The organism is Sorangium sp. So ce117 (genome assembly GCF_051524395.1).
Taxonomy (GTDB): Bacteria; Myxococcota_A; Polyangia; order Polyangiales; family Polyangiaceae; genus Sorangium; species Sorangium cellulosum_B.
This window is the reverse complement of sequence record NZ_CP150309.1, coordinates 11,071,277-11,094,914: the sequence shown is the minus strand read 5'-3', so window position 1 is coordinate 11,094,914 and position 23,638 is coordinate 11,071,277. Positions and strand designations below refer to the sequence as shown.

General features: G+C 72.1%; 22 protein-coding genes. 17 read left to right on the top strand and 5 right to left on the bottom strand.

Going from position 1 to position 23,638, the window contains the following annotated elements; genetic code table 11:
* Nucleotides 1–86: 86 nt before the first annotated feature.
* Both WMF46_RS41640 and WMF46_RS41635 read right to left on the bottom strand, forming a co-directional pair.
* Nucleotides 87–1,373 carry a c-type cytochrome gene (locus WMF46_RS41640; RefSeq protein ID WP_437982310.1) on the bottom strand — a complete coding sequence of 429 codons (1,287 nt, stop codon included), beginning with the start codon at nt 1,371–1,373 and terminating at the stop codon, nt 87–89.
* A 5-nt stretch (nt 1,374–1,378) separates the two neighbouring features.
* A complete protein-coding gene (locus tag WMF46_RS41635; RefSeq protein ID WP_437982309.1) occupies nt 1,379–1,975 on the bottom strand; it encodes a hypothetical protein in 597 nt (198 codons plus the stop codon).
* 382 nt (nt 1,976–2,357) lie between these two features.
* Here WMF46_RS41635 and WMF46_RS41630 point away from each other — a divergent pair, with 382 nt between their 5' ends.
* The 6 genes from WMF46_RS41630 (at nt 2,358) to WMF46_RS41605 (ending at nt 9,917) form a co-directional block, all read left to right on the top strand.
* Nucleotides 2,358–3,392 carry a BMP family lipoprotein gene (locus WMF46_RS41630; protein WP_437982308.1) on the top strand — a complete coding sequence of 345 codons (1,035 nt, stop codon included), beginning with the start codon at nt 2,358–2,360 and terminating at the stop codon, nt 3,390–3,392.
* 19 nt (nt 3,393–3,411) lie between these two features.
* Complete coding sequence (locus tag WMF46_RS41625) at nt 3,412–4,509, top strand: ABC transporter permease (RefSeq protein ID WP_437982307.1); 1,098 nt, start codon at nt 3,412–3,414, stop codon at nt 4,507–4,509.
* Nucleotides 4,510–4,571: 62 nt separating this feature from the next.
* Nucleotides 4,572–5,654: an ABC transporter permease gene (locus WMF46_RS41620; protein ID WP_437982306.1), complete on the top strand. Its 1,083-nt coding sequence runs from the start codon at nt 4,572–4,574 to the stop codon at nt 5,652–5,654.
* Nucleotides 5,651–7,207, top strand: a complete 1,557-nt coding sequence (locus tag WMF46_RS41615; RefSeq protein ID WP_437982305.1) for an ABC transporter ATP-binding protein — start codon at nt 5,651–5,653, stop codon at nt 7,205–7,207. Before WMF46_RS41620 ends, WMF46_RS41615 begins: the two co-directional genes overlap by 4 nt.
* Nucleotides 7,204–9,183, top strand: a complete 1,980-nt coding sequence (locus WMF46_RS41610) for a DUF1585 domain-containing protein (protein ID WP_437982304.1) — start codon at nt 7,204–7,206, stop codon at nt 9,181–9,183. The genes WMF46_RS41615 and WMF46_RS41610 overlap by 4 nt, the downstream gene beginning before the upstream one ends.
* Nucleotides 9,183–9,917: a hypothetical protein gene (locus WMF46_RS41605; protein WP_437982303.1), complete on the top strand. Its 735-nt coding sequence runs from the start codon at nt 9,183–9,185 to the stop codon at nt 9,915–9,917. The genes WMF46_RS41610 and WMF46_RS41605 overlap by 1 nt, the downstream gene beginning before the upstream one ends.
* A 66-nt stretch (nt 9,918–9,983) precedes the next feature.
* Here the strand turns inward: WMF46_RS41605 and WMF46_RS41600 are convergent, their stop codons facing one another.
* The 3 genes from WMF46_RS41600 to WMF46_RS41590 all read right to left on the bottom strand — a co-directional run bounded on the left by WMF46_RS41600 (nt 9,984) and on the right by WMF46_RS41590 (nt 12,443).
* Entirely contained in the window at nt 9,984–10,463 is a 480-nt protein-coding gene (locus WMF46_RS41600) for a hypothetical protein (RefSeq protein WP_437982302.1), read from the bottom strand.
* Nucleotides 10,464–10,480: 17 nt separating this feature from the next.
* Entirely contained in the window at nt 10,481–11,191 is a 711-nt protein-coding gene (locus WMF46_RS41595) for a hypothetical protein (RefSeq protein ID WP_437982301.1), read from the bottom strand.
* A 247-nt stretch (nt 11,192–11,438) separates the two neighbouring features.
* On the bottom strand, nt 11,439–12,443 hold the full coding sequence (locus WMF46_RS41590; protein ID WP_437982300.1) for a tetratricopeptide repeat protein: 1,005 nt from the start codon (nt 12,441–12,443) through the stop codon (nt 11,439–11,441).
* Nucleotides 12,444–13,012: 569 nt separating this feature from the next.
* Here WMF46_RS41590 and WMF46_RS41585 point away from each other — a divergent pair.
* The 11 genes from WMF46_RS41585 (at nt 13,013) to WMF46_RS41535 (ending at nt 23,464) form a co-directional block, all read left to right on the top strand.
* Nucleotides 13,013–13,285 carry a hypothetical protein gene (locus tag WMF46_RS41585; RefSeq protein WP_437982299.1) on the top strand — a complete coding sequence of 91 codons (273 nt, stop codon included), beginning with the start codon at nt 13,013–13,015 and terminating at the stop codon, nt 13,283–13,285.
* Nucleotides 13,282–13,677: a type II toxin-antitoxin system VapC family toxin gene (locus WMF46_RS41580; RefSeq protein WP_437712213.1), complete on the top strand. Its 396-nt coding sequence runs from the start codon at nt 13,282–13,284 to the stop codon at nt 13,675–13,677. The genes WMF46_RS41585 and WMF46_RS41580 overlap by 4 nt, the downstream gene beginning before the upstream one ends.
* Before the next feature lie 48 nt (nt 13,678–13,725).
* Nucleotides 13,726–14,427 carry an HAD family hydrolase gene (locus tag WMF46_RS41575; protein ID WP_437982298.1) on the top strand — a complete coding sequence of 234 codons (702 nt, stop codon included), beginning with the start codon at nt 13,726–13,728 and terminating at the stop codon, nt 14,425–14,427.
* Nucleotides 14,428–14,618: 191 nt separating this feature from the next.
* Nucleotides 14,619–16,010, top strand: a complete 1,392-nt coding sequence (locus WMF46_RS41570) for a DUF1501 domain-containing protein (protein WP_437982297.1) — start codon at nt 14,619–14,621, stop codon at nt 16,008–16,010.
* Nucleotides 16,007–17,197 carry a c-type cytochrome gene (locus WMF46_RS41565; RefSeq protein ID WP_437982296.1) on the top strand — a complete coding sequence of 397 codons (1,191 nt, stop codon included), beginning with the start codon at nt 16,007–16,009 and terminating at the stop codon, nt 17,195–17,197. The genes WMF46_RS41570 and WMF46_RS41565 overlap by 4 nt, the downstream gene beginning before the upstream one ends.
* A gap of 122 nt (nt 17,198–17,319) precedes the next feature.
* Nucleotides 17,320–19,008, top strand: coding sequence for a metallophosphoesterase family protein (locus WMF46_RS41560; RefSeq protein WP_437982295.1), 1,689 nt, complete (start codon nt 17,320–17,322; stop codon nt 19,006–19,008).
* A 6-nt stretch (nt 19,009–19,014) separates the two neighbouring features.
* Complete coding sequence (locus WMF46_RS41555; RefSeq protein WP_437982294.1) at nt 19,015–20,151, top strand: hypothetical protein; 1,137 nt, start codon at nt 19,015–19,017, stop codon at nt 20,149–20,151.
* Nucleotides 20,148–20,771 carry an RNA polymerase sigma factor gene (locus WMF46_RS41550; protein ID WP_437982293.1) on the top strand — a complete coding sequence of 208 codons (624 nt, stop codon included), beginning with the start codon at nt 20,148–20,150 and terminating at the stop codon, nt 20,769–20,771. Before WMF46_RS41555 ends, WMF46_RS41550 begins: the two co-directional genes overlap by 4 nt.
* Nucleotides 20,768–21,658 carry a hypothetical protein gene (locus tag WMF46_RS41545; RefSeq protein WP_437982292.1) on the top strand — a complete coding sequence of 297 codons (891 nt, stop codon included), beginning with the start codon at nt 20,768–20,770 and terminating at the stop codon, nt 21,656–21,658. Before WMF46_RS41550 ends, WMF46_RS41545 begins: the two co-directional genes overlap by 4 nt.
* A gap of 61 nt (nt 21,659–21,719) precedes the next feature.
* Nucleotides 21,720–22,487 carry a hypothetical protein gene (locus tag WMF46_RS41540; protein WP_437982291.1) on the top strand — a complete coding sequence of 256 codons (768 nt, stop codon included), beginning with the start codon at nt 21,720–21,722 and terminating at the stop codon, nt 22,485–22,487.
* A gap of 182 nt (nt 22,488–22,669) precedes the next feature.
* The gene (locus WMF46_RS41535) at nt 22,670–23,464 is read left to right on the top strand and encodes a BPTI/Kunitz domain-containing protein (protein WP_437982290.1); all 795 of its coding nucleotides are present in this window, start codon (nt 22,670–22,672) and stop codon (nt 23,462–23,464) included.
* Nucleotides 23,465–23,638 lie beyond the last annotated feature (174 nt).

Here is a 23,638-nt window from a genome sequence, read left to right as displayed (position 1 = left end):
CACCTCCTCGGTGTCACCGTGGAAGCAAGGGGGGCACCACGACAAGGCCGGAGCGACCCTGGCGATCGCCCCCTCCCGCTCGTTCGCTATTGCGGCCGCCCCTGCGCGATCCAGCTCTCGACGAGCTGGATCTCCTCCGGCCCGACCGCGGGCAGCCCGAGCGGCATCCCGCGCACCGCCGGAGCCGCGTGGCCCGCCTCCTCCGCCTGCCGCGCCAGCAGCGCGGCGACGAGGCGAGGTGCGCCGTCCGGCCCGCGCGAGAACACGCTCCGCCGCTCGCCCTGATCGTCGACGTAGCCCGCGGCGATCCCCTCGTACGTGGCGAGGTTCAGCCCGCGCGGCTTGAACCCGAAGCCACCCGTGTTCCCGGGCCCGCCGTCGCCGAGCGCGTAATCCGGCTCGGAGTGGCAGTGCCTGCACGTGACGCGGAACACCCGGCGATCCACCTCGGCGTACGTCACCCGCCGCGACAGCAGCGGCAGCCGCTCGGGCGCGCTCGCCGGCGCCCGCGGCGAGAGCTCCGCGGTCGTGACGAAGGCCGCGATGTCCCGCGCCTCGGCGGGCGACATCGGCACCTGGGGCATCGGCGTTCCCGGCTTGATCGCCGCGGGGTCGAGCACCCACGCGGCGAGATCGGCGGGCTCCATCCGGTCGCGCGCGTGCCTCAGATCCGGCGCCAGGGCGATCGCGGCGCGCGTCTCCTTCTCCATCCCCTTCACGGGCGCGACCGCCGTCACCCCGGCCGCCCCGGAGAAGGCGTGGCACGTCCCGCACCCCTTGGCCTCGTAGAGCTCGCGCCCCCGGGCGGCGCTCGCGCCTTCCAGCGGCGCACTCGGACGTTCGCGCCCCTCGCGGCGATCGCGCGTGAGGTAGGCCGCGATATCGCTCGCCTGCTCGGGCCCGATCGGGAGCCGCGGCATCGTCGCGTGCAGGCGCGGGCGCACGTCGTGCGGCGACAGCAAGAAGGCGCGGATCCAGTCGCGGCGCAGCCTGTCGCCGGCGGCGGCGAGCGACGGCACGTCGCGCAGCTGCACGAGGTTCTCGTTCCACCGCTTCATGGCCGCGGCCGGCGCCTGGAACCGCCCCGCCGCGATGTCCTGGTGGCACTGGACGCAGTGGGCGTCGCGCGCCGCGGGCGCCTGCCCGGTCCCGTCGTGGCAGCGGTTGCACTGGAGCTCCGCGACGAGCCGCTCCCCGCGCGCCGGATCGCCGGCCGGCGCCGCGGCCATGGCGGCCGGAGCGGCCGCCCCGGCGCCCTGGTCGCTCGCGCGCGGCGCCGCGGCCAGCGCGGGGCCCCGCGCGTCCTCGGAGGTACACCCCGCGGCGCCCGAGGCGAGCGTCGCGAGCAGGGCGAGCAGCGGACGGGCGCGCATCGGCGTCAGCTCTGTCGGCCGACCGCGCCAACCGCGCCGACCGCGCCGCTCGTCCGGCAGAGCGCCTTGTTCTGCGCCATCGTCTCGCACCGGGTGGCCGCGGCGTCGTGCCCCGCGTTGTCCCCCGAGAGCGCGCGCAGCCGCGCCAGCGTCGCGTACGCCTCGGGGCTCGTCAGGAGGTCCTTCTCCGCCAGATCGCCGAGCAGCTTGAGCGCCTCGCCGCGGTGCTCGGGCGCCCTGGCGAGCGCCTCGCCCAGGTCGGTCTGGAGCGCCGGATCGTTCTTCCGCTGCTCGTTCAGCCGGCGCAGCGCGCGGATCGACCAGTCGATGTTCCCCTTGCGCTCCTCGGCCGACGCCCCGCCCCACGTCTCGAGCAGCTCGCGCGGCAGCTGCGGCCCGACCTGGAGCGCCCCGTCCGCGCGCGCAGTGGCCACCGCGAGGACGCGGAAGGCCCGGTTGATCAGCGGGTCCTTGTCATAGGAGATCCGCCGGATCTCCGGGAACATCCGGATCACGCTCCCCGCCGCCGCGGTGAACCGGCCGTCGTGAAGCGTTTGCTCGGCCTGGGCGATCCCCATCACGCGGTGGTCGATCGCGGGCATGATCTCGACTCCACCGCAGGCCGACGCGTCCGCCGAAGGGACGAGGGCAGACGCGATGAGTGCACAAAAAAGCGTGAATCGAACGGCGGGACCATTCATGGAAGGACCTCCTCGGGAAGGCTGCGCCGGCGCGCCCCGTCGCTCATCGGGCGCTGCCTATCGACTGTGACAACGCTCGAGGAAAAAATGTTGCTCCCCCGATCGCGATCTCGAGGGGAGGCGCGCCGTGCTCCCGCGCAGCTCGCCGTGCTCCCGCGCAGCACGCGCAGCAGATGAGAGCGCCCGTGTGAGCGCCGTGTGGGTAAATATGCGCCAGTGCGATACGGTGGTTGCCTTGGTGCGCGGCCCGGTGTCCAATGCGGGCCTTCCAAGGAGATCCGGCATGTTGAAGAAGCGGCGCGTCGCGATCGCGGTCCTGCTGGCCCTCGCCAGCGCGCTCGCGGGGTGTAACAGCAGCAGCAAGAAGGCCGACTGCGCGAGCCCCGAGGTGTTCTGCGTGGGCCTCGTCACCGACATGGGCAAGATCGACGACAAGTCGTTCAACCAGTCGGCCTGGGAGGCGCTCCAGCGGGCGCAGAAGGAGCTCGGCGCCACGACGCAGTACATCGAGACGACGGATCCGAAGGACTACCCCAAGAACATCGCGACGTTCGCCGAGGAGCGGTACGACGTGGTCGTCACGTCGGGCTTCGGGCTCACGGAGGCGACGCGCGCCGCGGCGGATCAGTTCAGCGGCGTCAAGTTCATCGGCATCGACCAGTTCCAGAGCGCGACCAAGCCGAACGTCGTGGGCCTGGTCTTCCCCGAGGACCACGGCGGCTTCCTCGTCGGCGCGCTGGCCGCGCTGATGACCAAGACGGGGAAGATCGGCGCCGTGCTCGCCACCGACGCCGTCCCGCCCGTGTGGCGCTTCGGGGAGGGCTTCCGCGCCGGGGCGCGCCACGTCAAGCCCGACATCGAGCTCAGCGTCGTCTACCACAACGACGTCGGCTTCGATAAGACGTTTACCGATCCCGAGTGGGGGAAGACGACCGCCGTCTCGATGATCGACAAGGGGGTCGATATCGTCTTCGGCGGCGGCGGCAAGACGGGCAACGGCGCGCTGCTCGGCGCGGCCACGAAGGGCGTTTACGCCATCGGCGTCGACACCGACCAGTACTTCACGGTGCCCGAGGCCCAGAAGGTCCTGCTCTCCAGCGCCGTCAAGCTCATCTCCGACGGCACCTTCGACCTCATCAAGTCGGCCAAGGAGGGGAAGCTGCCGTCGGGCAACTTCCAGGGCAAGTCGGGGTATGCGCCGTATCACGATCTCGACGCCAAGGTCCCCGCCGAGGTGAAGGCGAAGATGGAGGAGCTCCGCAAAGGGCTGCTCGACGGGACGCTCAAGACGGCGGTGCCGCCGGCCAAGGGGCCGTGATCGCCCTGGGCTCTTGAGGATGCGAGAGAAGCTGATCCGGCGCCTCCGGCCGCTGCTCCTGCCGGCCCTCTCGGTGTTCACCGCGATGGTCCTGGGCGGTATCCTCATCGCCTTGGCCGGGGGCAACCCGCTCGAGGCCTACGCCGGCATGCTCGAGGGCGCGCTCGGGTCGCCGCGGGCGGTGAGCGAGACGCTCGTCTGGGCGACGCCGTACATCCTGGCCGGCCTGTCGGTCTCGCTGGCGCTCAAGGGCGGCCTCTTCAACATCGGCGCGGAGGGGCAGCTCGCGCTCGGGGCGCTCTCCGCGGCCTGGGCGGGCCACTGGCTGCCGCAGCTCGTGGGCGGCGGCCTGCCCGCGGCGCTGCACGTCCCCCTGACGCTGCTCCTCGGCGCGCTCGCGGGCGGGCTGTGGGGCGCGGTGCCGGGCTGGATCAAGGCGCGCGCCGGGGGACACGAGGTGATCAGCACGATCATGCTCAACTACGTCGCCCTCAACGCCGTCAGCTTCCTCCTGAACGGCCCGATGAAGGATCCGGGCGCGTCCAACGTGCTCTCCCGCACGCCGCTCATCGACGAGAGCGCGCGCATCCCGGCGCTCGTGGACGGCTTCCGGCTGCACTGGGGCTTCCCGCTCGCCCTGCTCGCGGCGGCGCTCGTCGGGTGGGCGCTCCGGCGGACGACGTTCGGCTTCGAGATCCGCACGGCCGGGCAGAGCCCCGACGCCGCGCGCTACGCCGGCGTGCGGGTGAGCGGCACCGTGATCGCGACCATGGCGCTCTCGGGCGCCCTCGCCGGGCTGGCAGGCTCCATCGAGGTGAGCGCGCTGCACCACCGGCACGAGCTCGGGTTCTCGCAGGGCTACGGCTTCGACGCGATCGCCATCGCGCTGCTCGGCAAGGCGCACCCCGGCGGGACGGTGCTCGCGGCCCTCTTGTTCAGCGTGATGCGCAGCGGCGCGACCCGGATGCAGTACCTGACGCAGGTGCCGATCGACGTGATCTCCATCATCCAGGCGCTGATCCTGCTCTTCGTCGCGGCGGACGCCCTGGTCAGGCGCATCTACCGCGTCCGGGGCGAGCACGAGCGGCTCGTGCTCACGCGCGGGTGGGGCGGCTAGCGCGCCGGATCGAGCGAGGAGCCGAGGACCGGAGCGGGGAACGGGAGCAGGGAAGGACGAAGATGGGCTATCGACGCTACGCATTCATCGCGGTGGTCGTGGGCGTGCTGGTCCTCGTCGTGACGCTGGTCGGCGCGTCGCAGGTGCCGCCGCTGACGATCGTGGCCAGCATGGCGGCCACGACGCTGGCCGTCGCCACCCCGCTCACCCTGGGCGCCCTCTCGGGCGTCTTCTGCGAGCGCTCCGGGGTCGTCAACCTCGGCATCGAGGGCATGATGCTCGCGGCGGCGTTCTCGGGCTGGTTCGGGTCGATCTACGCGAGCTCGATCCTGGGCTTCCCGCCGCTGCCGAGCCTGCTGCTCGGCGTCGTGATCGCGGTCGCCACCGGCGCCGCGCTGGGGCTCTTGCTGGCCGCGCTTGCGGTGACCTTCTCGGTGGACCAGATCCTCGCGGGGACGGTGATCAACTTGCTCGCCGTGGGGCTCACCGGCTTCTTCAACCGCCAGCTCTTCTTCGGGTCGGGCAGCGTGTTCGGCGGGCAGGTGCCTCACGCGCCGGGCGTCCTTCCGCGCATCAGCGTCCCGCTGCTCGCGGACATCCCGGTCGTGGGCCCCGTGTTCGAGCAGCAGCCGATCGCCGTCGCCGCCATCGCGCTGGTCGCGCTGACGCACCTCGTGCTCTTCCGCACGCGGTGGGGCCTGCGCGCGCGCGCCGTGGGCGAGCACCCCCGCGCGGCCGCGACGGTCGGGATCGACGTGGCCCGCGTGCGCTACGTGAACGTCGTGATCGGCGGTGCGATCGCCGGGCTCGGCGGGGCGTATTTCACGCTGGAGTCGGTGCCGTCCTTCGAGCCGCTGATGACGAACGGGCGCGGCTTCATCTCGCTCGCGGCGATGATCTTCGGCGACTGGACGCCGTTCGGCTCGTGGGCCGCGGCGCTCGTCTTCGGCGCGGCGCAGGCGTTCCAGATCAACCTGCAGCTCTTCCGCGACCAGATCCCGCCGTCGTGGTCGTTCCTGCAGCAATCGTCGGTCGTCGGGCTGGTGCCCTATCTCCTGACGCTGCTGCTTTTGACCGGCGTCATCGGCAAGACCACGCCGCCGGCCGCCGACGGCCTGCCGTACGAGCGGGAGGGGCGGCGGTGACGGCCGTCCTCGAGGCCCGGGGGATCACCCGGCGGTTCTCCGGCGTCCTGGCGAACGACAAGGTCGATCTCGACCTCCGAAAGGGCGAGATCCACGCCCTGCTCGGGGAGAACGGCGCCGGCAAGTCGACCCTGATGAACATCCTCTACGGGCTCTTGCGCCCGGACGAGGGGTCGCTCCTCCGGAGCGGGCGCCCGGTCGCGCTGCGCTCGCCGATCGACGCGATCGCGCTCGGGATCGGCATGGTGCACCAGCACTTCATGCTGATCCCGGTGTTCACGGTCGCCGAGAACGTCGTGCTCGGCGCGGAGCCCGTGCGCGGCGCCCTGCTCGACCGCCGGCGCGCGAGCGCCGAGGTCCGCGAGCTCTCGGCGCGTCACGGGCTGGACGTCGATCCCGACGCCCGGGTGGAGGATCTCCCGGTCGGCGTGCAGCAGCGGGTGGAGATCCTCAAGGCTCTTTACCGGAAGGCGGAGATCCTGATCCTCGACGAGCCCACGGCCGTGCTCACCCCCCAGGAGGCGGACGAGCTGTTCCGCGTGCTGCGGGGGCTGACGGCGCGGGGGGTCTCGGTCCTGTTCATCACGCACAAGCTCAGGGAGGTGCTCGCTGTCGCGGACCGGGTGACGGTCATGCGCGCCGGGCGTGTGGTGGGCGCCGCGATCCCGGCGGAGACGGACGAGCGCGGCCTGGCGGCGATGATGGTGGGCCGCGAGGTGGCGCTCCAGGTGAGCAAGGCCCCGGCGAGCCCCAAGGACGTCGTGCTCGATGTGCAGCGCCTCGGCGTCGCGGGCCGCCGCGGATCGGGCGCCGACGTGGTGCGCGAGGTGAGCTTCTCGGTGCGCGCGGGCGAGATCCTGGGGATCGCCGGCGTGCAGGGCAACGGCCAGACCGAGCTCTGCGAGGCCATCACCGGCCTCTCGCCGCCCCGCGCCGGGCGCGTGCTCCTCCGGGGCCGCGACGTCACCGGCGCGCTGCCCCGCGCCCTGATCGAGCGCGGCGTCTCGCACGTGCCCGAGGACCGCCAGCGCCACGGGCTCGTGCTCTCGTACGCGATCGCGGACAACCTCGTGCTGTGCACCTACTACAAGGCTCCATTCGCCGTGCGGGGCGTGCTCCGCGACGACGCCCGCGAGGAGAACGCGAAACGGTTGATAAAGACCTTTGACATCCGCGCGCCCGGCCCGGGGACGCCCGTCTCCGCGCTGTCGGGCGGCAACCAGCAGAAGGTGATCCTCGCCCGGGAGATGAGCCGCCCGGTGGAGCTGCTCGTGGCCAGCCAGCCGACCCGGGGCGTGGACGTCGGGTCGATCGAGCACATCCACCGCGAGATCGTGGCGGCGCGCGACGCGGGGGCGGCGGTGCTGCTCGTGTCGGCGGAGCTCGACGAGATCCTGGCGCTGTCGGACAGGATCGCGGTCATGTACCGGGGCGAGATCGTGGCGACGCGGGACGCGGGCACGGTATCGCGGACGGAGCTCGGGATGCTGATGGCCGGGGTGCTCCCCGGCGAGGAAGCCCCGCCGCCCGCCGCGGAGGAGGTCGACGCATGAAGGGGAGGGCGCTGCGCGCGCTGGCCGTGGCGGCGCCGCTCGCGGCGGCGGCCGCGGCCTCGTTCGCGCCGCCGTCCGCCGCCGCACCGACGCTGGAGCAGTACCGGTATTTCCGGGCGCTCTCCCTCGACCTGAAGGGGCGGCTCCCGACGCGCGACGAGCTCGCCGAGATCGAGTCGCCGGGCTTCGATCTGGACGCCTGGATAGAGCGCCACCTCGACGGCCCGGGGTATGCCGAGCGGCTCACGCGCATCTACATGGATGTCCTGCGGCTAGAGCTCGGCCCGGCGGGGCTGTTCACGCCGCCCGCGACGACGCTCCGCCGGGTGGAGGTGCTCGGCCCGGAGGGCAAGCCGCTCTATGTCTATTACCGCGTCAACCAGCGGCGCCTGAACCCGGTGATCGACGGCGAGTTCTGCTTCTCCGACGCCGAGAGCGGGCTCGGGGTGGCGGCCTACGCGCCCATCAAGGGGACGCCCGCCCGCATCTCCCAGAAGCTGCTCGACGAGCGGACGACGCTCGTGCGCCCCTACTGGCTCTATCGCGATTACCTCTCCGTCGTCCCGACGCAGCGTTATGGCGACGGGTGGAAGGACCCGGACAGCGCCTATGTCCCGCTGCCGCAGCTCCTTGTCGAGCCGGACGGCAAGACGCCGACCGTCGAGGTCCGGGTCTGCAAGGAAGAGGCGCAGACCGCCGAGGTCGGCCACATCTATGCGAGCGACATCCCCCCGCCGCCGAAGGGGGCTCCGCCGCCGCCGGGCCGCGCGCGCCCGCCGGTGCGCGAGGATCGTTATGCGAAGGCGCACCGGGGCGAGCCGATCTCGTGCCGGAGCGCGCTCGCGCCCGTGATGAGCGTCGATTGCGGCTGCGGCATCGGCCTCGAGCATTGCTTGCCCGCCGACAGCTCAGGCAGGGATCCGCGCAGCTTCGTGCTGCCGGCGAATACCCCGCTCGGCATCCAGGATCCCATCGGCTCCGCGCCGCACACGATCAGCGGCTGGAACAAGTTCTGGTGGTCGCAGGAGGCGATTCATACGATGAATCACGTCTTCGCGGCGGATCGCGATTTCCGGGAGATCCTCACCGGTCGTTATACGTTCATCAACGGGCCGCTCGCGCAGTTTTACCGGTCGAGCGCGCCTGCGGCGTGCTGCTCGCTGCATCCGTCGTATGGGATGCGCGAGGACGAGGCGCCCCTGTTCTTGCCGGGCGCGGTGCCGCCGGTCGTCGCGCCGCACGACGTCTCGACCTGGACGTTCATCCCCGATCGCGGGCCGCGCGCGGCGGGGATCCTCACGACGCCGGTGTTCCTCACGAAGTATTCCTCGCGCCGCGCGCGGGCGGCGGCGCTCTACAGCGCGTTCCTGTGCAAGAGCTTCACGGCCGAGCACGCGGAGCTCCCGCCGTCGGAGGAGCCCGACCTGATGGTCCGGCCGGGCTGCGCGAGCTGTCATGCGACGCTGGAGCCGCTCGCGGCGTATTTCACGCGGGTCGAGGAGACGACGTGGACCTATCTGCCGGCCGAGAGGTTCCCGATCGAGAACCCGGTGTGCAAGCTGAACGCGGAGGGGAAGACGGGGCAATCGTGCCAGCGCTTCTACGACCCTGTGTTCTCGAGCCGGGAGCGCGGCGTGCTGCGGGGCGCCTATGCCTCGGCGGATCACGCCGAGCGCGGCCCGGCCGGCGCCGCGGCCGATCTCACGCGGTTGCCCGAGTTCGCGTCGTGCGCGGTCGAGCGCGTCACCGAGTCGTTCCTGGGGCGGCCGCTGCGCGAGGAGGACGAGGCGCTGCTCGGCGCGCTGCGCGAGCGGTTCGTGTCGCGCGGCTACCGGATGCGGCCGCTGGTCGAGGCGATCGTCCGCTCGCCGGCGTATGCGCGCGCGAGCAACGTGCGGCCTGCGCTGGAGCGGGGCGGGGCGGCGAAGGGCGGGGCGGAGCGGGGCGGCGCGACGCGCGGCGAGGGAGCGCGGTGATGCAGGGCCGGGGGAGGGCGCCCGGGCGGACGGGGGCCTTCGCCCTCGCTGGCGTGGCCGCGGTGGCCGCGCTGGCCGGCGCGTGCGGCCCGCCGGAGGCGATCGCGCCGCGGCCTGCAGCGCCGCTCCGGGAGACGGGGCGCGTCGCGCAGAGCCGGGCTCCGAGGGAGGATCTGCGGCTTATCCCTGCCGAGGCGTACCTGAGGACGTATCTCCGGCTCTTCGGCGGCCTCGCGCCCGCCGAGGTCGAGCGCCGCGCGCGGGGGGACGACAAGGCGGCGCTGTTCGACACCTGGGGAGACTACCTCGCGGCGCTCGGGCTCCCGGATTACGGCCTGGATCTCCCGCGCGCCACGCAGACCAACGCGCTCATGCTGGCGGCGTTCGAGCGGCTCGGGATCGCGCTCTGCGACCGCGCCCTGGAGCACGATCTCAAGGCGAAGGAGCGCGTCCCCATCGAGCGGCGGCTGATCTTCGCGTTCGATCTGCCCGCGCAGGACCCGGACGAGGCGACGTTCGCCCCGCGCTTCGACGTGCTGCACCGGACGTTCCTGAGCTACCCGTCGCGGCTCGGGCCGCCGGACCGGCAGGGGAAGTTCTTCGCGCTGTACGAGGGGACGGTCGCGCGGCACCGCGCGAAGGGCGCGGCGAAGTCGCGGTTCTCGCCGGAGGAGGCAGGGTGGGCGGCCGTCTGTTACGGACTCGTGCGGCACCCGGAGTTTCACCTGTATTAGGGGTACTCTCAGCGGGCCCACGGCGCGGCCGGCGCCGCGCGTGGCTCCGGCCGCGCCGGCCGTGACCTACTCGTCGCACTCCTTGACGTGAAACAGAGCGGATACCAGCAGCGCGGGATGGCCGTCGAGGGCCCGCTGCAGCTCGCAATCGCCCGTCGAGAACTCCACCTCGCGCGGGTCGCTGCCGATCGTCGCTACGACGTGGCAAAAGCCATCGTAGAAATCCTCTCCTGTGTGCATCGTGACATTCGGTAGAGGCTCGCCGTCGTCATCCTCGCGCTTGACGAGCAATACAATTGAGCTGATCGGCGGGTCGTCGTCGCGCGCGCGGTCCAGGGACATCTCCGGCAAGGAGTCTTTCAGGTAGCACCCCGTCGACCACCTCTCCCCTGTTTTCACGAACCTCCGTCCATCATCGCCGGTATCGTAGCTCAGGGTTTCACCGTCGAGGGCGACGACCGCCTTCCCGGCGATGTCCGGATGGTTGGCGCACGCCATCGCTGGCAGCGACAGCACGGCCAGGAGCGTGAGCCGCGCGCTCGACATGGACATCGTCATCCGCCTCACGGGGTGTCCCACCAGATCTCGGAATAGGAACATACGATGTGCGGCTCGCGTCGCTCCAGGGTGCCAAGCACGGCAGCGACGCTCGGGGAGCAGGCGCCTGGCTCTTCCTCCATGAGCGTGGCGCGCATCGCGCTGAGCGGGAGGGGCGAGGTGATGTCCGCGCAGGCCGTCTCCCCGAGGCCGACAGGGAGCCCCGCGTCCAGGCGGTCGCTGCATGCGCTGTCCCCATACAAGCCGACGTCGGCGACGCACCTGCCCCCCGCTGGGGGACCACACTCGCACGGAGCGCAGGCGCGGTTGTCGATCAGCTGTTCGAAGAACTCGTGTCGTGTCAGGCCACGCCTGCAGGTCCCCTCGCTGCTGGCCTGCATGCAGGGGATGAACCCCGGCGGTTCCTGCGTCGTGTTGCCGGCGCACACCCGGACGAACCTTGCAGGAACGGGCGGCGGCTCGAATGTCGCCGAGGGGGTGCACGGCGAGAGTGTCGGCGGCTCGTGGACGACGGACGCGAAATCGTCCGGCTGGACGGGCGACGGGAGCGCAGCGCACGTCCCATCCCATCCCGCTCCGGCGTCGAGCGCGATCGAGGTGCTTCCGCCTGGGCAGGTCATCGCGTTCGCCATGACCGTGGAGGGCAGCTCGCACGCCGCCGGACCGCATTCGCACGCATCGCACGTGTCCGGCAGCCCCTTAGGCGCGTCAACCATCCAGCCTTCCCACTTCGGTGGCTGGCCGTCGATACAGGGAGGTGCATCGTCCTCCGCACCTACCCACATCCACAGCACTGGAGCCGAATCGGCCGGTGGCGGAAGCAGCGGCACAAACCACTCGTCTTCGCACGCGAGCAGCGTTATCGCGGAGACGAACAGCAACATCGGACGCCGCATCAGAAAGGCCTCCGTGCCAGCGTCGGCATGCTCACGCGCTGATGGTCCAAAGCGACATCGCCGACGCTCACCATCGAACGCGAACCTCCGCGCCGTGCGCCGTCACTCGAATCTGCGCGTCGTTCGGCAACCAGACGTACACGAGGGTGGCCGCGCCTGCTGCCGCCCCAGCGATCAACGCGCTGGTACCCAGGAGACGCATCAGCTTCTCGTTTGCGGCAGCATCGACCATCTCGTTGTAGTCGGGTTGAAATGCGGGGTCGACCGCGCCCATCACCCGGGCGTGATGTCGAGCCGCCGTCGCCTCCTGCCCGTACCCCTGCGCGCTCTGCAGGGACACGGTGCCTGCCACCAAGAACCCGACCGAGGCCACCGCGCCCGTCGTGACGATCCGGAGGTCCGGCCCGGGCCGGCCTGCGCCCTGCGGCGACCCTTTTGGCGCCGCAGGCCCGGGCGCTCCAAGCCCGGAAGCCCCTTTCGGCGGCTGAGCGTGGTCCTTCGGCGGCTGCGCGCGGTCCTCCGGCGCTTGTGCCGGCTTGTCGAACGTGAGCGGCACCGCCTTCGACTCGCCCGCCTCCACCTTCACACCCGCACGCGCGACCTGCCCCTCCTGCCCGACGGCCATCACCTCGTGCTGGCCAGGCCTCACGTAGACGCGGCTGCCGTCCTTCACCCCCCGGCCGTTCACGAACATGCCCACGACGCCGGGCGGCGGCATGAGGACCACCTCACCCACGCGCCGCCGGGCCCGGGCGAGGTCGGCGTGCCGGTGGTCATACAGGCGCCGCTCCACCTCCGTGCGCGGGGCCGGCATGTGCTCGACGCACTGCGAGAGCTCCACAACAGCCTCCTCCCAGCGGCCCATCCGCAGGTCGAGCTGCCCCATGTTGCACATCGCGACGTTCGACCGCTCGATATCGTACACCTCGCCCCACAGCTCCCGGGCTCGCGCGACGTCGAGCCGGTCCAGCGCCGCCCCGGCCTCGCGAATGAGCTCCTTGACGGCTCGCGAGCGCTTCGGAGGCGCCTCCGCGCGCGCGGGAGCAGCCGCGAGCAGCACGAGGAGCAACACTGCCCACGACGGAAGCCAGGATGCTGATCGAGGACCTCGCACGCTCCACCTCGGGCGCGCCAACGCACGTGACCGCGCGCCAGCGTCACGCTCGCTCTCTACCATCCTCCGTGTGTGCCTGGCCAGTGTTCACGGCGCGCGAGCGATGCCGAGAGGCATCTGGCGTTGCATTGCATCTCGGCGACGAAATTTCTCATCCCACCCGCATCGATGGCCGTCTCGTCCTTTCGAGATCGCACCCATGCGGAGGATGGCCCTTGGACGGGCGGTGCGAAGGAGGTCGCAGCGCTCTACCGCCGGGTTGACGGACACCTCCACCGGCGGGCGCTCCGCTATCCGCGGATGTGAAAGTTGCGCAGCAGCGCCGAGGAGCGTGCCCAGCAACTCCGGGGAGCGTGGCCAGCGGGGAGCGCGGCCAGCAGCTCCGGGGCCCGCACCGTCCCGGGCTCGGGTTTGCACCCTCAGCAGGCACGCGGGAGGCTGTCCCGTCCGCACGCTCGGGGCGCCGCTGGAGGTTGACGCCGAGGATGGCGCCGGATGGAGCGTCGACGTATGCTCCACGAAGGGCCATGCACGCACACAAGCTCATTGTCCGCGTTCCCAAGTCGCGACACGTCGAGATCGACCTTCCAGAGGATGTGCCGGAGGGAGAAGCCGAGATCATCGTGCTGATTCACGAAAAGCGAGACGCGCACTCCATGGAGGGTGGACGCCATGAAAGGCTCTTGGCCGCTTGCCGTGCCGTCGACGCGTGGCGCGAAGAGAACCCGGAGCGACTCTTGTCGAAGGAGCAGGTTGATGCCGCGCTGAGCGCGGAGCGCGACAGCTGGGGAGAACCGTGAGTCGAATCTATCTGGACTCTTGCGTTCTCATCTATCGGGTCGAGGGGGCGGAGCCCTACAGGGGTGCATCGGATCGCGCGCTGCTCTCGCTCGGATCGAGCGATGCCTACATATCGCCTCTCGTTCGACTGGAATGCCTCGTGAAACCCGTTCGGTTGAATGATAGCGGCCTGCGAGCGATGTACGAGGGCATGCTCTCCGCCTTCGAACTCTTGCCGCTCTCCCCGGAAGTCTTCGACCTCGCGACCACGCTTCGAGCGCTACACGGGCTGAAGACCCCCGATGCTCTTCATGCAGCGTGCGCCGTCCACCACGGCTGCGATCAGATCTGGACGAACGACGATCGTTTCCGGCAGCTGAGCAGCAGGATCGCTGTCAGGATCATCGGCTGACCCTCGCCGCGCGCACCTCGTCGTCCGGCTCCTGCGTGGCGAGAGTCGGTGACCGCGCGGCCGCCCCGGCGCGTGCGGCAGGTCGCGGCTCAGACAGGCCTGCGCGGTACGGCCATCTGCAGCAACGGCGGGCTCGTCTATGACGTGACCAACGACGCCGTGCTGCGGCAGAACCTGCTGTCGGCTGCCTCCGCGTCGGTGCTCATCGAGAGCCTGCGCGCCGCTGTACCCGGCGTCGCCTTCGCCGTCGAGGCGGGGATCCAGTACGGGTGCGAGCGCGGCTATGTGATCCCCGGCGAACATCCGAACGATCGCGACGACCCGCGGATGCGGCGGGACGATGCGGTCGCGCTGTGCAGGGAAGGCGTCACCAAGCTGATCGTCCAGCACGCGGGCTGGCCGCTCGAGGACCTGCTGGAAGTCACGCGCGCCCACGCGGGCGCGCTCGCGAGCGTCACGCACTCGGGCTCGAACTTCGTCGAGGTCGCCGCGGCTGGCGTCACCAAGGCGCTCGCGCTCGAGGCGTACTGCGCCGAGCACGGCATTGCGGCGGCGCAGGTGATCGCGTTCGGCGACATGCCCAACGACCTGCCGATGCTCGGCTGGGCCGGGCGCGGCGTCGCCGTGGCCAACGCCCATCCCGACGTGCTCGCCGCCGCCGACGAGGTCACGAGCTCCAACGAGCACGACGGCGTCGCCCTCGTGCTCGAGCAGCTCGCGCACCGCGGCTTCGTTCCGAGCTGGTATTGAGCGCACCTCGGCTTCGCCACCTCAAGGCGGCATCAGAGCGCACCTCGACCTCGCTACGTCGAGGCGGCGTCACGACCAGATCCCCGATGAGCTCGTCCGCGTAGCGCCGCTGCTCGCGATGGCGGTCGCGTTCGACGGCAATGTCGTGCGGGCGCGCGCGGCCGCGGGGGGTATCCTGAGCAGCGCGCCCGATGCCTCGCCACGACCCCCGCCCCCGCCGCCTCGCCGTCCCGCGCCGCGCGCTGCTCGAGGCCGCCGCGGGCGCGGCGCTCGCCGGCGTCCTCGGCCTGCCGGCGCGCGCGCTCGCCGCGCAGGGCAAGGCCGCGGAGGACGAGTTCTTCCTCTTCATCCACGCGTCGGGCGGCTGGGACGTGACGCTCTGGGCCGATCCTCGCAACGAGGCCAGGGGCCTCGTGAGCCCCGCGACGACCGACAACACGGACACCGCGGGGCTCCGCCTCTGGGTCGACGCGCCCGCGGCCGGCGGCGCGAAGAGCTTCGCGCCGGTCACGCCCAGGGGCTCGAGCCTCGTGTTCGGCCCCGGCATTGGCGCCCTCGCGGACATGCATGACCGGCTGTGCATCCTCAACGGCCTGGCGATGAACACCGTGAGCCACCCCGACGGCACGGCGTTCTCGACCACGGGAAGGCACCTCAGCGGCGGCCGCACCCTGGCCTCCAGCGTCGACGCGATCTGCGGGAGCGAGCTCGGCGCGAGCCAGACCTTCCCCGTCGTCTCGGTCCAGTTCCCCTCGGCGTTCGTCGGCGACCGCCTCGATCGGCGCGCCGTCCCGCTCATGGTCGGGGAGATCGGCACCCTCAGCCGCTCGCTCTCCCGCGCGCGCCACTACGACACCGACGAGGACCGCGCCGCGGTGACCGCGCTCCTCTCCGAGGAGGCCAGATCCCTCGCCGCGCGATCCAGCCACACCGACGCCCTGCGCGGCTTCGCCATCCAGGCGGAAGGGCTGGGCAAGATGCTGAGCTCAGGCCTCCAGGAGGTGTTCTCCAGGGGCAAGCTCATCCAGACGCACCCGGAGTTCAACCACGCGGCCCGCTACGCCAGGCAAGCGGCCGTCAACGCCGCGTTCGCGATCGAGGCCATGCGGCGGAACGTGGTCCGCTGCGTGAGCTTCTCGAGCAGCGGGTTCGACACGCACACGAGCACCTACCGCCAGCACGCGGCCACCCAGCAGGAGCTCTTCGACCTGATCGCCGCCCTCCTCGGCTCGCTCGACAAGACCCCGCACCCGACCCGGGCCGGCAAGAAGCTCTCGGATCACACCCACATCCTCGTGACGAGCGACTTCTGCCGCACGCCCCAGCTCAACACGGCGATGGGCCGCGACCACTACCCCAACAACTCCGCCATGGTGATCTCCCCGCGCTTCCGCGGCAGCTTCGCGTTCGGCAAGACCGACGCCGAGCAGCTCCTGCCGGCCCCGGCGAAGACGTTCCAGGGCGGGCCGCGGCCGATCGCCCCGCCGGATCTGCTCGCCACCTTCCTGTTCGCCTTCGGCATCTCCCCGCGCGAGCACCTGCGCGACGGCGAGGTGGTGCCCGAGCTGCTCCGGTCGCCGTGACGCTCCTCCGCCGAGCGGCGTCCGCCGCCGCGCTGTCGCTCTCGTCCTGCGCGCTGGCGCTCTCGCTCGCCGGATGCGCGGCGCAGGCCGCGGCGCCCCTCCCGCCGCTCGTCGTGCGCGAGGTCGCGTGGCCGTCCCCGGGGGCGCTCGGCCCGGTGCGCGCGGTCGCCGACGACGGGCGCCGCGTCGTGGTGTTCCACGACGGCGCCGCGGCCGTCTTCGTGAACGGCGCGCTCGCCAGGGTGGAGCGCACGCCCCACCGCTGGGTGAGCGCTGCGGCCCTGCCCGCGCCCGACGGCTACGGCACGTGGATCGTCGGCGTCGACGCCGAGGGCCGGCTGCTGCGGCTCCCGGGCCAGGGGGCCTTCGAGGTCGTCTCCGATCGCTACGGCCTCGACCGCGCCGCGGTGCGGTCCGCGATCGGCCTCGGCGAGGGCGGCGCCACCTTCGCGCTGGACCGCGAGATCGCGGTGGCGGACGGCGAGACCGTCACGCGCTACGCGACCGGCCCGCTCACGACGCTCGCGGCGGGGGCCGGGCGCGTGGCCTTCTCGGCCGGGGGCGATGGGCTCGGCGCCCTCGACGTCGCCACGAGGGCGCTGCGATCGTACCCGCTCCCGGCGGACGGCGCCGCGCCGCTGCTCGCCCTGACGGGCGCGGGCGCGCTGCTCGCGGCGACGCCCGATGCGCTCTACGCGGAGGACGGCGCCGGCGTCCTGCGCCTCCGGTTCCGGGCGCGCGCCGCGCTCCACGGGCTCGCCGTCTCCGGCGACCGCGCGTGGTTCGTCGACGGCGACGAGCTCGGCGTGCTCGAGCAGGCCGGCGCGCGCGAGACCCGCGGCGCGCGCCTCCCGCAGGGCGGCAGGCTCGTCGGCTCGCCGAGCGGCGACGTGTGGCTGCTCGCGTCGGGCGCCCTCCGGCGCTTCGCCGCAGAGGACGACGACGGGACCGCCTGGGGCGAGATCGCGCCCGTGTTCGCCCGCGCGTGCGCGCGCTGCCACCGCCCGCGCGGCGAGGGCGGCGTCGACCTCTCCACGCCCGCGGCGTGGGCCTCGCTCCGCGAGGCCATCGCGCGCCGGGTCGTGGACGAGCGGAATATGCCGCCCCCGGGATACGCGCTGTCCGAGGCTGACCGCGCGCGGATCCGCGCCTTCGTCGGGCGCGCAGGGCCGCCCGCGCGGCCGTGATGTGGGCTCGCCGCCGTGGCCGCGACGCGCGCTCGCCCGCGCGGCCGTGAGGCGCGCTCGCCGCCGCCGCGCGCCCGTCTTGCGCTACCCTGGGGCACCATCGCGAAGAGGAGAGCTGCCTGATGATGTCGTTCAGCCCGGATCCGCGCGTCGCAGAGCAGCAGATGCACGCCATCATCTACTACCTCACCGGGTTCGGGTACATCGACGGCGAGCTCGATCCGACCGAGAAGTCCTTCATCCGCGGCTACATCCACGACCTCGTCCGGCAGCGCGCGCGCGACGCCCTCGCCGGCGAGGCCCAGGAGAACCAGGACGTCGTCGGCCGGTGGACCAGCCACTTCCACGAGGTCTTCTCCGAGATCGACCACCAGATCCAGAGCCATTTCACCGAGAGCGTCGCCGAGGGAGAGGACCCGAAGGACTTCGTCCTCTCCAAGATCAAGCTCCGCTGCTTCGAGCTCCTCGACGGCTTCGACGACGACAACCGGAAGGCGCTGCTCGCGACCGTCGACGAGCTCATGCTCGCCGACGGCGTCGTCCACCCGAACGAGCAGCGGTTCCGCGACGAGCTCTCGTCGCTCCTGTCGGCGTCCCCGATCGAGATCGACGACGTGGACATCGAGACGATCGAGCAGGGCGCGGTGGTGATCGACCCGGCCACGCGCAAGCAGGCGCGCGAGGTCGATCACCCGTTCTTCAAGGCGTTCGAGTGGGACTACGCCAGCGACGCAGCCACGTTCGCGGAGCAGGCCAAGGTCGACATGGACCTGATGCGCAGGTTCGAGGCGAAGCTCGAGGAGCAGCGCGCGCGCGGCGCGGGCCGGCTCGACGGCGCGGCGGATTTCGCGGGCTTCGCCGGGCAGGCTCCCTTCCTCGACGGCCACGTCTACGTCGCCTCGCCCGACCCCGCCGAGGACGTCGAGCTCCTGGTCATCGGCGATCTGCACGGCTGCTACTCGTGCCTCAAGGGGGCGCTGATGCAGGCCGATTTCTTCGCCAAGGTGCAGGCCCATCGAGACGACCCCGCGAACAACCCGCGGATGATGCTGGTGTTCCTCGGCGACTACATCGATCGCGGCAGGTTCAGCTACAACGGCATCCTGCGCACGGTGATGCAGCTCTTCCTCGCCGCGCCCGAGAGCGTCTTCGTGCTGCGCGGCAACCACGAGTACTACGTCGAGCTGAACGGCCGCGTCCTCGCGCCGGTGCGGCCCTCCGAGGCGATGAGCTCGCTCGCGGCCATCGCGCCCAACGAGGTGTTCGCCGCCTACATGCGCCTCTTCGAGGCGCTCCCCAACATGCTGGTCTTCGACCGGATCCTCTTCGTCCACGCGGGGATCCCGCGCGACGAGACCATCGCCGCCCGGTGGACGTCGGTGTCCTCGCTCAACGACCCCGAGATCCGGTTCCAGATGCTCTGGAGCGACCCCAGCGAGGTCGACGCGATCCCCGCGGAGCTCCAGAAGTCCACGGCGCGCTTCCCCTTCGGCAAGCGGCAGTTCAAGAGCTTCATGCAGAAGCTCGGCTGTACCACGCTGATCCGCGGCCACGAGCGCGTCCCGGAGGGCTTCCGCGTCGTGCACGACGACCCCGACGGGGTGCTGCTGACCCTGTTCTCCGCGGGCGGGAAGACCAACGATGACCTGCCGCTGACCAGCAACTACCGCGAGGTCACGCCCATGGCCCTCACCATCCGGTACAAGGGCGGCGTCAGCCAGCTGACCCCGTTCGCGATCGAGTACGAGCGGTACAACGATCCCAAGTACAACGCGTTTTTCCGCGAGCAGCTGCCGCCGCTCCATCCGTAGGACGCGATGGGCCTGCTCGATCCCTGTCGGCGCGGCCTCCTCGCTGCCGCCGAGTCCCTCGTCGTCTCCGCGCTCGCGCTCGCCGCGCTCGCCGCGGTGGCGGGGGATGCCCGCGCCGACACCGCGGCGAGCGCGGGCGGCGTCGAGCTCGACTGGATCGCGCCCGGGGAATGCGCGGATCGATCGCGCGTGCTGGCCGAGATCGAGCAGCGCCTCGGGCGGTCATCCGAGGCGAACGGCGAGCCGCCGCTGAAGGCGCGCGCGGTGGTGTCCCGGAACGAGCGCGGGTCGTGGGACCTCCGCCTCACGACGACGCTCGGCGAGACGACACGGTCGCGCGAGCTCCACGGCGAGACCTGCGCGGAGCTCGCGGACGCGGCGGCGCTGATCATCGCGCTCGCGATCGATCCGGACGCAGCGAGCCGCGGCACCCCGACGGCGGCGCCGGACACCGGCGCGGCGCCAGGCGACATCTCCGGCGCGGATCCAGGCGCCGGCGCGGATCCAGGCGCCGGCGCCTCGGCGGCGGCGGACGCATCTCCGGACGCGCCCACCGCCGTCGAGGCGCCGACCGCGGCCTCGCCCCCGCCAGGGGCCAGCGCGGCCCCGGCGCAGGGCCCGTCGCGCCCCCTCGAGCTGCGCGGCACGCTCAGGGCCTCCGGCGTCCTCGACACCGCCTCGCTCCCGGCGGTCGCCCCGGGCGCCGGCATCGCCGCGGGCATGTTGATCGGAGCCGTGCGCGTCGAGCTGTCCGGCACCTACTTCGGCGCGCAGCAAGCGTTCGTCGAGCGGACGACGATGGGCGGCGACGTCCAGCTGACCACCGGCGGATTGCGCGTGTGTTACGCGATGCGTTATCGCTCGATCGAGCTCGGACCCTGCGCCGGCGTCGAGGTCGGCGTCATGAGCGCGGACAGCTTCGGCGCGGCGTCGCCCGGCTCGAACCGGGCGCTCTGGGTCGCGCCGCATCCCGGAGCGCTCGCGACCTTCACCCTTTCGGACCGGCTCCGCGTCCCGCTCACGATCGACGTTCCGTTCCCGGTGACGCGCGATCGGTTCGTGCTCGTCGGCATCGGCGCGGTCCACCGGAGCGCCGCCGCCACGCTCCGCGCCTCGCTGGGGGTCGAGGTGCGATTTCCGTGACGGATTCAGAGGGCGCCGGCCATGTACTTCGCGTGACGAGGACGTCCCCCGCGTCGGCGCTTCCCTTCGCGGGGTCCGTGTTCGATCCGCACTTCGGCGCCCACGACGCGCCCGTCGTCCTCGACTTCGACGCGGTCTACGACGAGCACGCCGACTTCGTCTGGCGAAACCTGCGCCGGCTCGGCGTCAGCGAGGCGAGCCTGGACGACGCCTTCCAGGACGTCTTCGTCGTGGTCCACCGGCGGCTCGGCGAGCTCGAGCCGCGGTCGAGCGTGAAGGCGTGGCTGTTCGCGATCCTCTGCCGGGTGGCGCGCGATCACCGGCGCCTCGTCCGGCGCAAGGGCGGGCTCGAGGAGCTGCCGGGCGGCGTGGCGGACCGCGGGCCGGGGCCGGCGGAGCGGCTCGAGCAGGTCGAGGCGCTGAAGCTCGTCGACGCGCTCCTCGCGGAGCTCGACGACGACAAGCGCGCGGTGCTCGTGATGGCGGAGATCGAGGAGCTGAGCGCGCCGGAGATCGCCGCGGCGCTCGACCTGAAGCTGAACACCGTCTACTCGCGGCTGCGCGCCGCGCGCCGCGAGTTCGAGCTGGCGCTGGCGAGGCGCGGGGGCGGATGGCCATGAGCGATCCGGGCGACAAGGCGCGCGCGCTCCTGAGGGCGGCCCGAGCGGACGGGCTCGCGCCGTCCGACAAGGCGCGGCTCCGCGCGGCGCTCGCGGGCAAGCTGGCGGTCGGCGCGCCGCAGGAGCCGTCCGGGGAGGCGCCCACCTCGCCCCCGTCGCCGCTCGCGGGCAGCGGGGCAGGCGGCGGCGTCCTCGCGGGCAAGGCGGCCGGCGGCGTGCTCTCGGGCAAGGTGATCGCAGCGGGCGCGCTGATCGGCGCCGTCGCCTTCGCCGGCGGGTTCTTCACCGGCAGGGCGACCGTCGACGCGCCTCCGCCGGCCAGCGCAGCGCCGCCGGCGAGCGCGCCCGCGATGACACCGCCCGCGGTGACGCCGCCCGCGATGACACCGCCCGCGGCGGCCCCGGACGCCGCGCCGGCGCCGACGGCGGCGCCCCCGCCCTCGCGCGCCGCCCGCGCGGTCGCGCCGGCACCGCCGCGGCCGCTGGACCCCGGCGCGGAGGACGCCGCGCCCAGCGTGGAGGACGCCGCGCGCCCGCCCTCGCCCGCAACAGGCGGCGGCGAACGCGAGCCGGCGCGCCCGCGCGGCGGACAGCCGGCGAGGCCGAGCTCGCTCGCCGCGGAGATGGCCCTGCTGCGCGAGGCGCAGGACGCCGTGCGGGACGGCGATCCGTCGGCCGCGCTCGATCGCCTCGACGACCTCGGCGCCCGGTTTCCAGAGGGCCAGCTCCGCGAGGAGCGCATGGCCGCGCGCGTGCTCGCCCTCTGCGCCGCAGGGCGGGCGCCGGAGGCACGCGCGGAGGCCGAGCGGCTCCTCGGCGAGGCGCCGGGCTCGGTGCACGCGGGCCGAGTCCGCGCCTCCTGCGCGTTCCGAGAAAATCTCGACTGACAGAGACGGATGTTCCTCGCGCCGGCCATGTAGCGATGGACCGCAAGAGACAGGAGGAACCATGAATCATTCGACTCGCGTCGCGCTCGCGTTGCTCTTCGCTGCTGCCTCGCTCGGGAACATCGGCTGTCAGTCGCAAGACCTGCCCATCGGCGGCGATGAGGCCAGCTCCGGCGGCGGCGGATCCGGCGGCGGATCCGGCGCGGCCGCGCTGCTCGTCGCGCACTGGGAGGGATACGTCGAGAACTTCAAGTTCCGTTCGGGATCGGACGCGGTGCAGCTCGACATCGATACGGTGGAGGGTTCGGCGATCCAGGGGACGGTGCGCTTCGGGGCGGAGCCATCGATGCCTCCGCCCACGGATCCGGACGTGGGTTATCCCCCGAACCCCGGGATAGAGGTTAGTTACGCGCTCGGCCTGCCCTACGAGGGCTTCGATTTCACGCTGCTGGGCGCGCAGCTCAGCGAGAGCCGGCTGCGCTTCTCGATCGCCCCCACAGAGCTCTGGAAGGGCTGGTGCGAGCTCCAGACGCCGCGCCTTGTGGTCACCCCGGGCGGCCTCGAGCGCACCTACTTCTGCGAGTCCTACCAGGGCTACCTGCAAGGCAGCGACGGCTGCTTCCTGGCCGATCAGCCCGTCGACTGTGCCTATATCGATCTGTGCATCAAGGAGGTTTGCCATTGTCGCGAGTCCGGGTGCACAGTGGACGCGGAGCTCGCGGAGGAACGGGTCGACTTCGATCTTGAATTCGGTCAACAGGAGGCGAACGGCAGCATCGCGATCGAAAGCGCCATCTTTTACAATGTCCGGCTGACGCGCGACCCCTGACGGCGAGCAGCTCAGGACCGGTCCCCTCGACGACGCTGTCATGGTGTGCCGCGCCGTCTGGCACACCGAGGCCCGGCGCCCGCGCGATCCGGGCCGAGATCGGCGGGCGCATCGACGGACGCCCAGGGCATGCCCGTTGCAACTCGCCCGGCATGCCTCGGCGCTTATCCCTGGGTCTTGGCTTGCTTAGCTCCCTTCTGCTCGCCGCAGGCTGCTCCGGAAAGGTGGACCCCGCAGGTTCGGGCGGCGGGGACCCGGGCGGAGGCGGTTCGTCTGCGGAGACCGGCGGCGGTGGCGGCGGCGGGCAATTGCCCGTCCGGTGCCTGCTGCCGGCGGATCCTGGTCCGTGTGAGGCGGCGTTCCCGAAATACTGGTACGACCCGGCCGCCGGCGCGTGCAGGGAGTTCACCTACGGCGGCTGCGAGGGCAACGAGAACCGCTTCGATTCCCTCGCCGCGTGCGAGGAGGCCTGTCAGGGCGAGCTGCCCGACATAGGTGTCTGCAACGCGCCGAGCGATTGCATCCTCGTGTCGCGGGGCTGCTGCGGCGCCTGTGATACGGCCAATGCCGAGAACTTCAGGGCCATCAACCGCGCCGGGACGAAGCTCAACGAGATCATCCAGGGGTGCGGGGGCGTCGCGTGCGGCGCGTGCCCGGAGGTCACCGAGGCGGAGCGCACGACCCAGTACTTCACCGCCACGTGCGAGGCGGGGCGCTGCGTCGTCCTCGACGTGCGCGAGTCGCCGCTGACGGAGTGCACTGTCGACTCGGACTGCGCCCTGCGCGACGGTCTCGGCTGCTGCGAGGGGTGCGACGGGACAGGCATCGTCGCCCTCAACCGGAGCGCGGAGCTCGATGCCCTGGTCTGTCCCGCCGGCATGGGCGCGTGCCCTCCGTGCGCGCCCGCGTTCCCGGACGGGATGGCGGCGGTCTGCTCGTCGGGCAGGTGTCAGCCGCAAATGCCCCCGACACCTTGAACGACCAGGAACGACCAGCGCTCCTGGCGTGCGTGATCAGGCGCTGTCTCCTGAATCGTGGATAAGGCACTTTCCTGCGCCCACCTGGGCGCCTTCCAGTCTCGGCGCGTCATCGCCGCGCTGCGCCGATTCCGGTGCACAGCTCCGGCGCATTGGGCGGGACCGACGGAACCT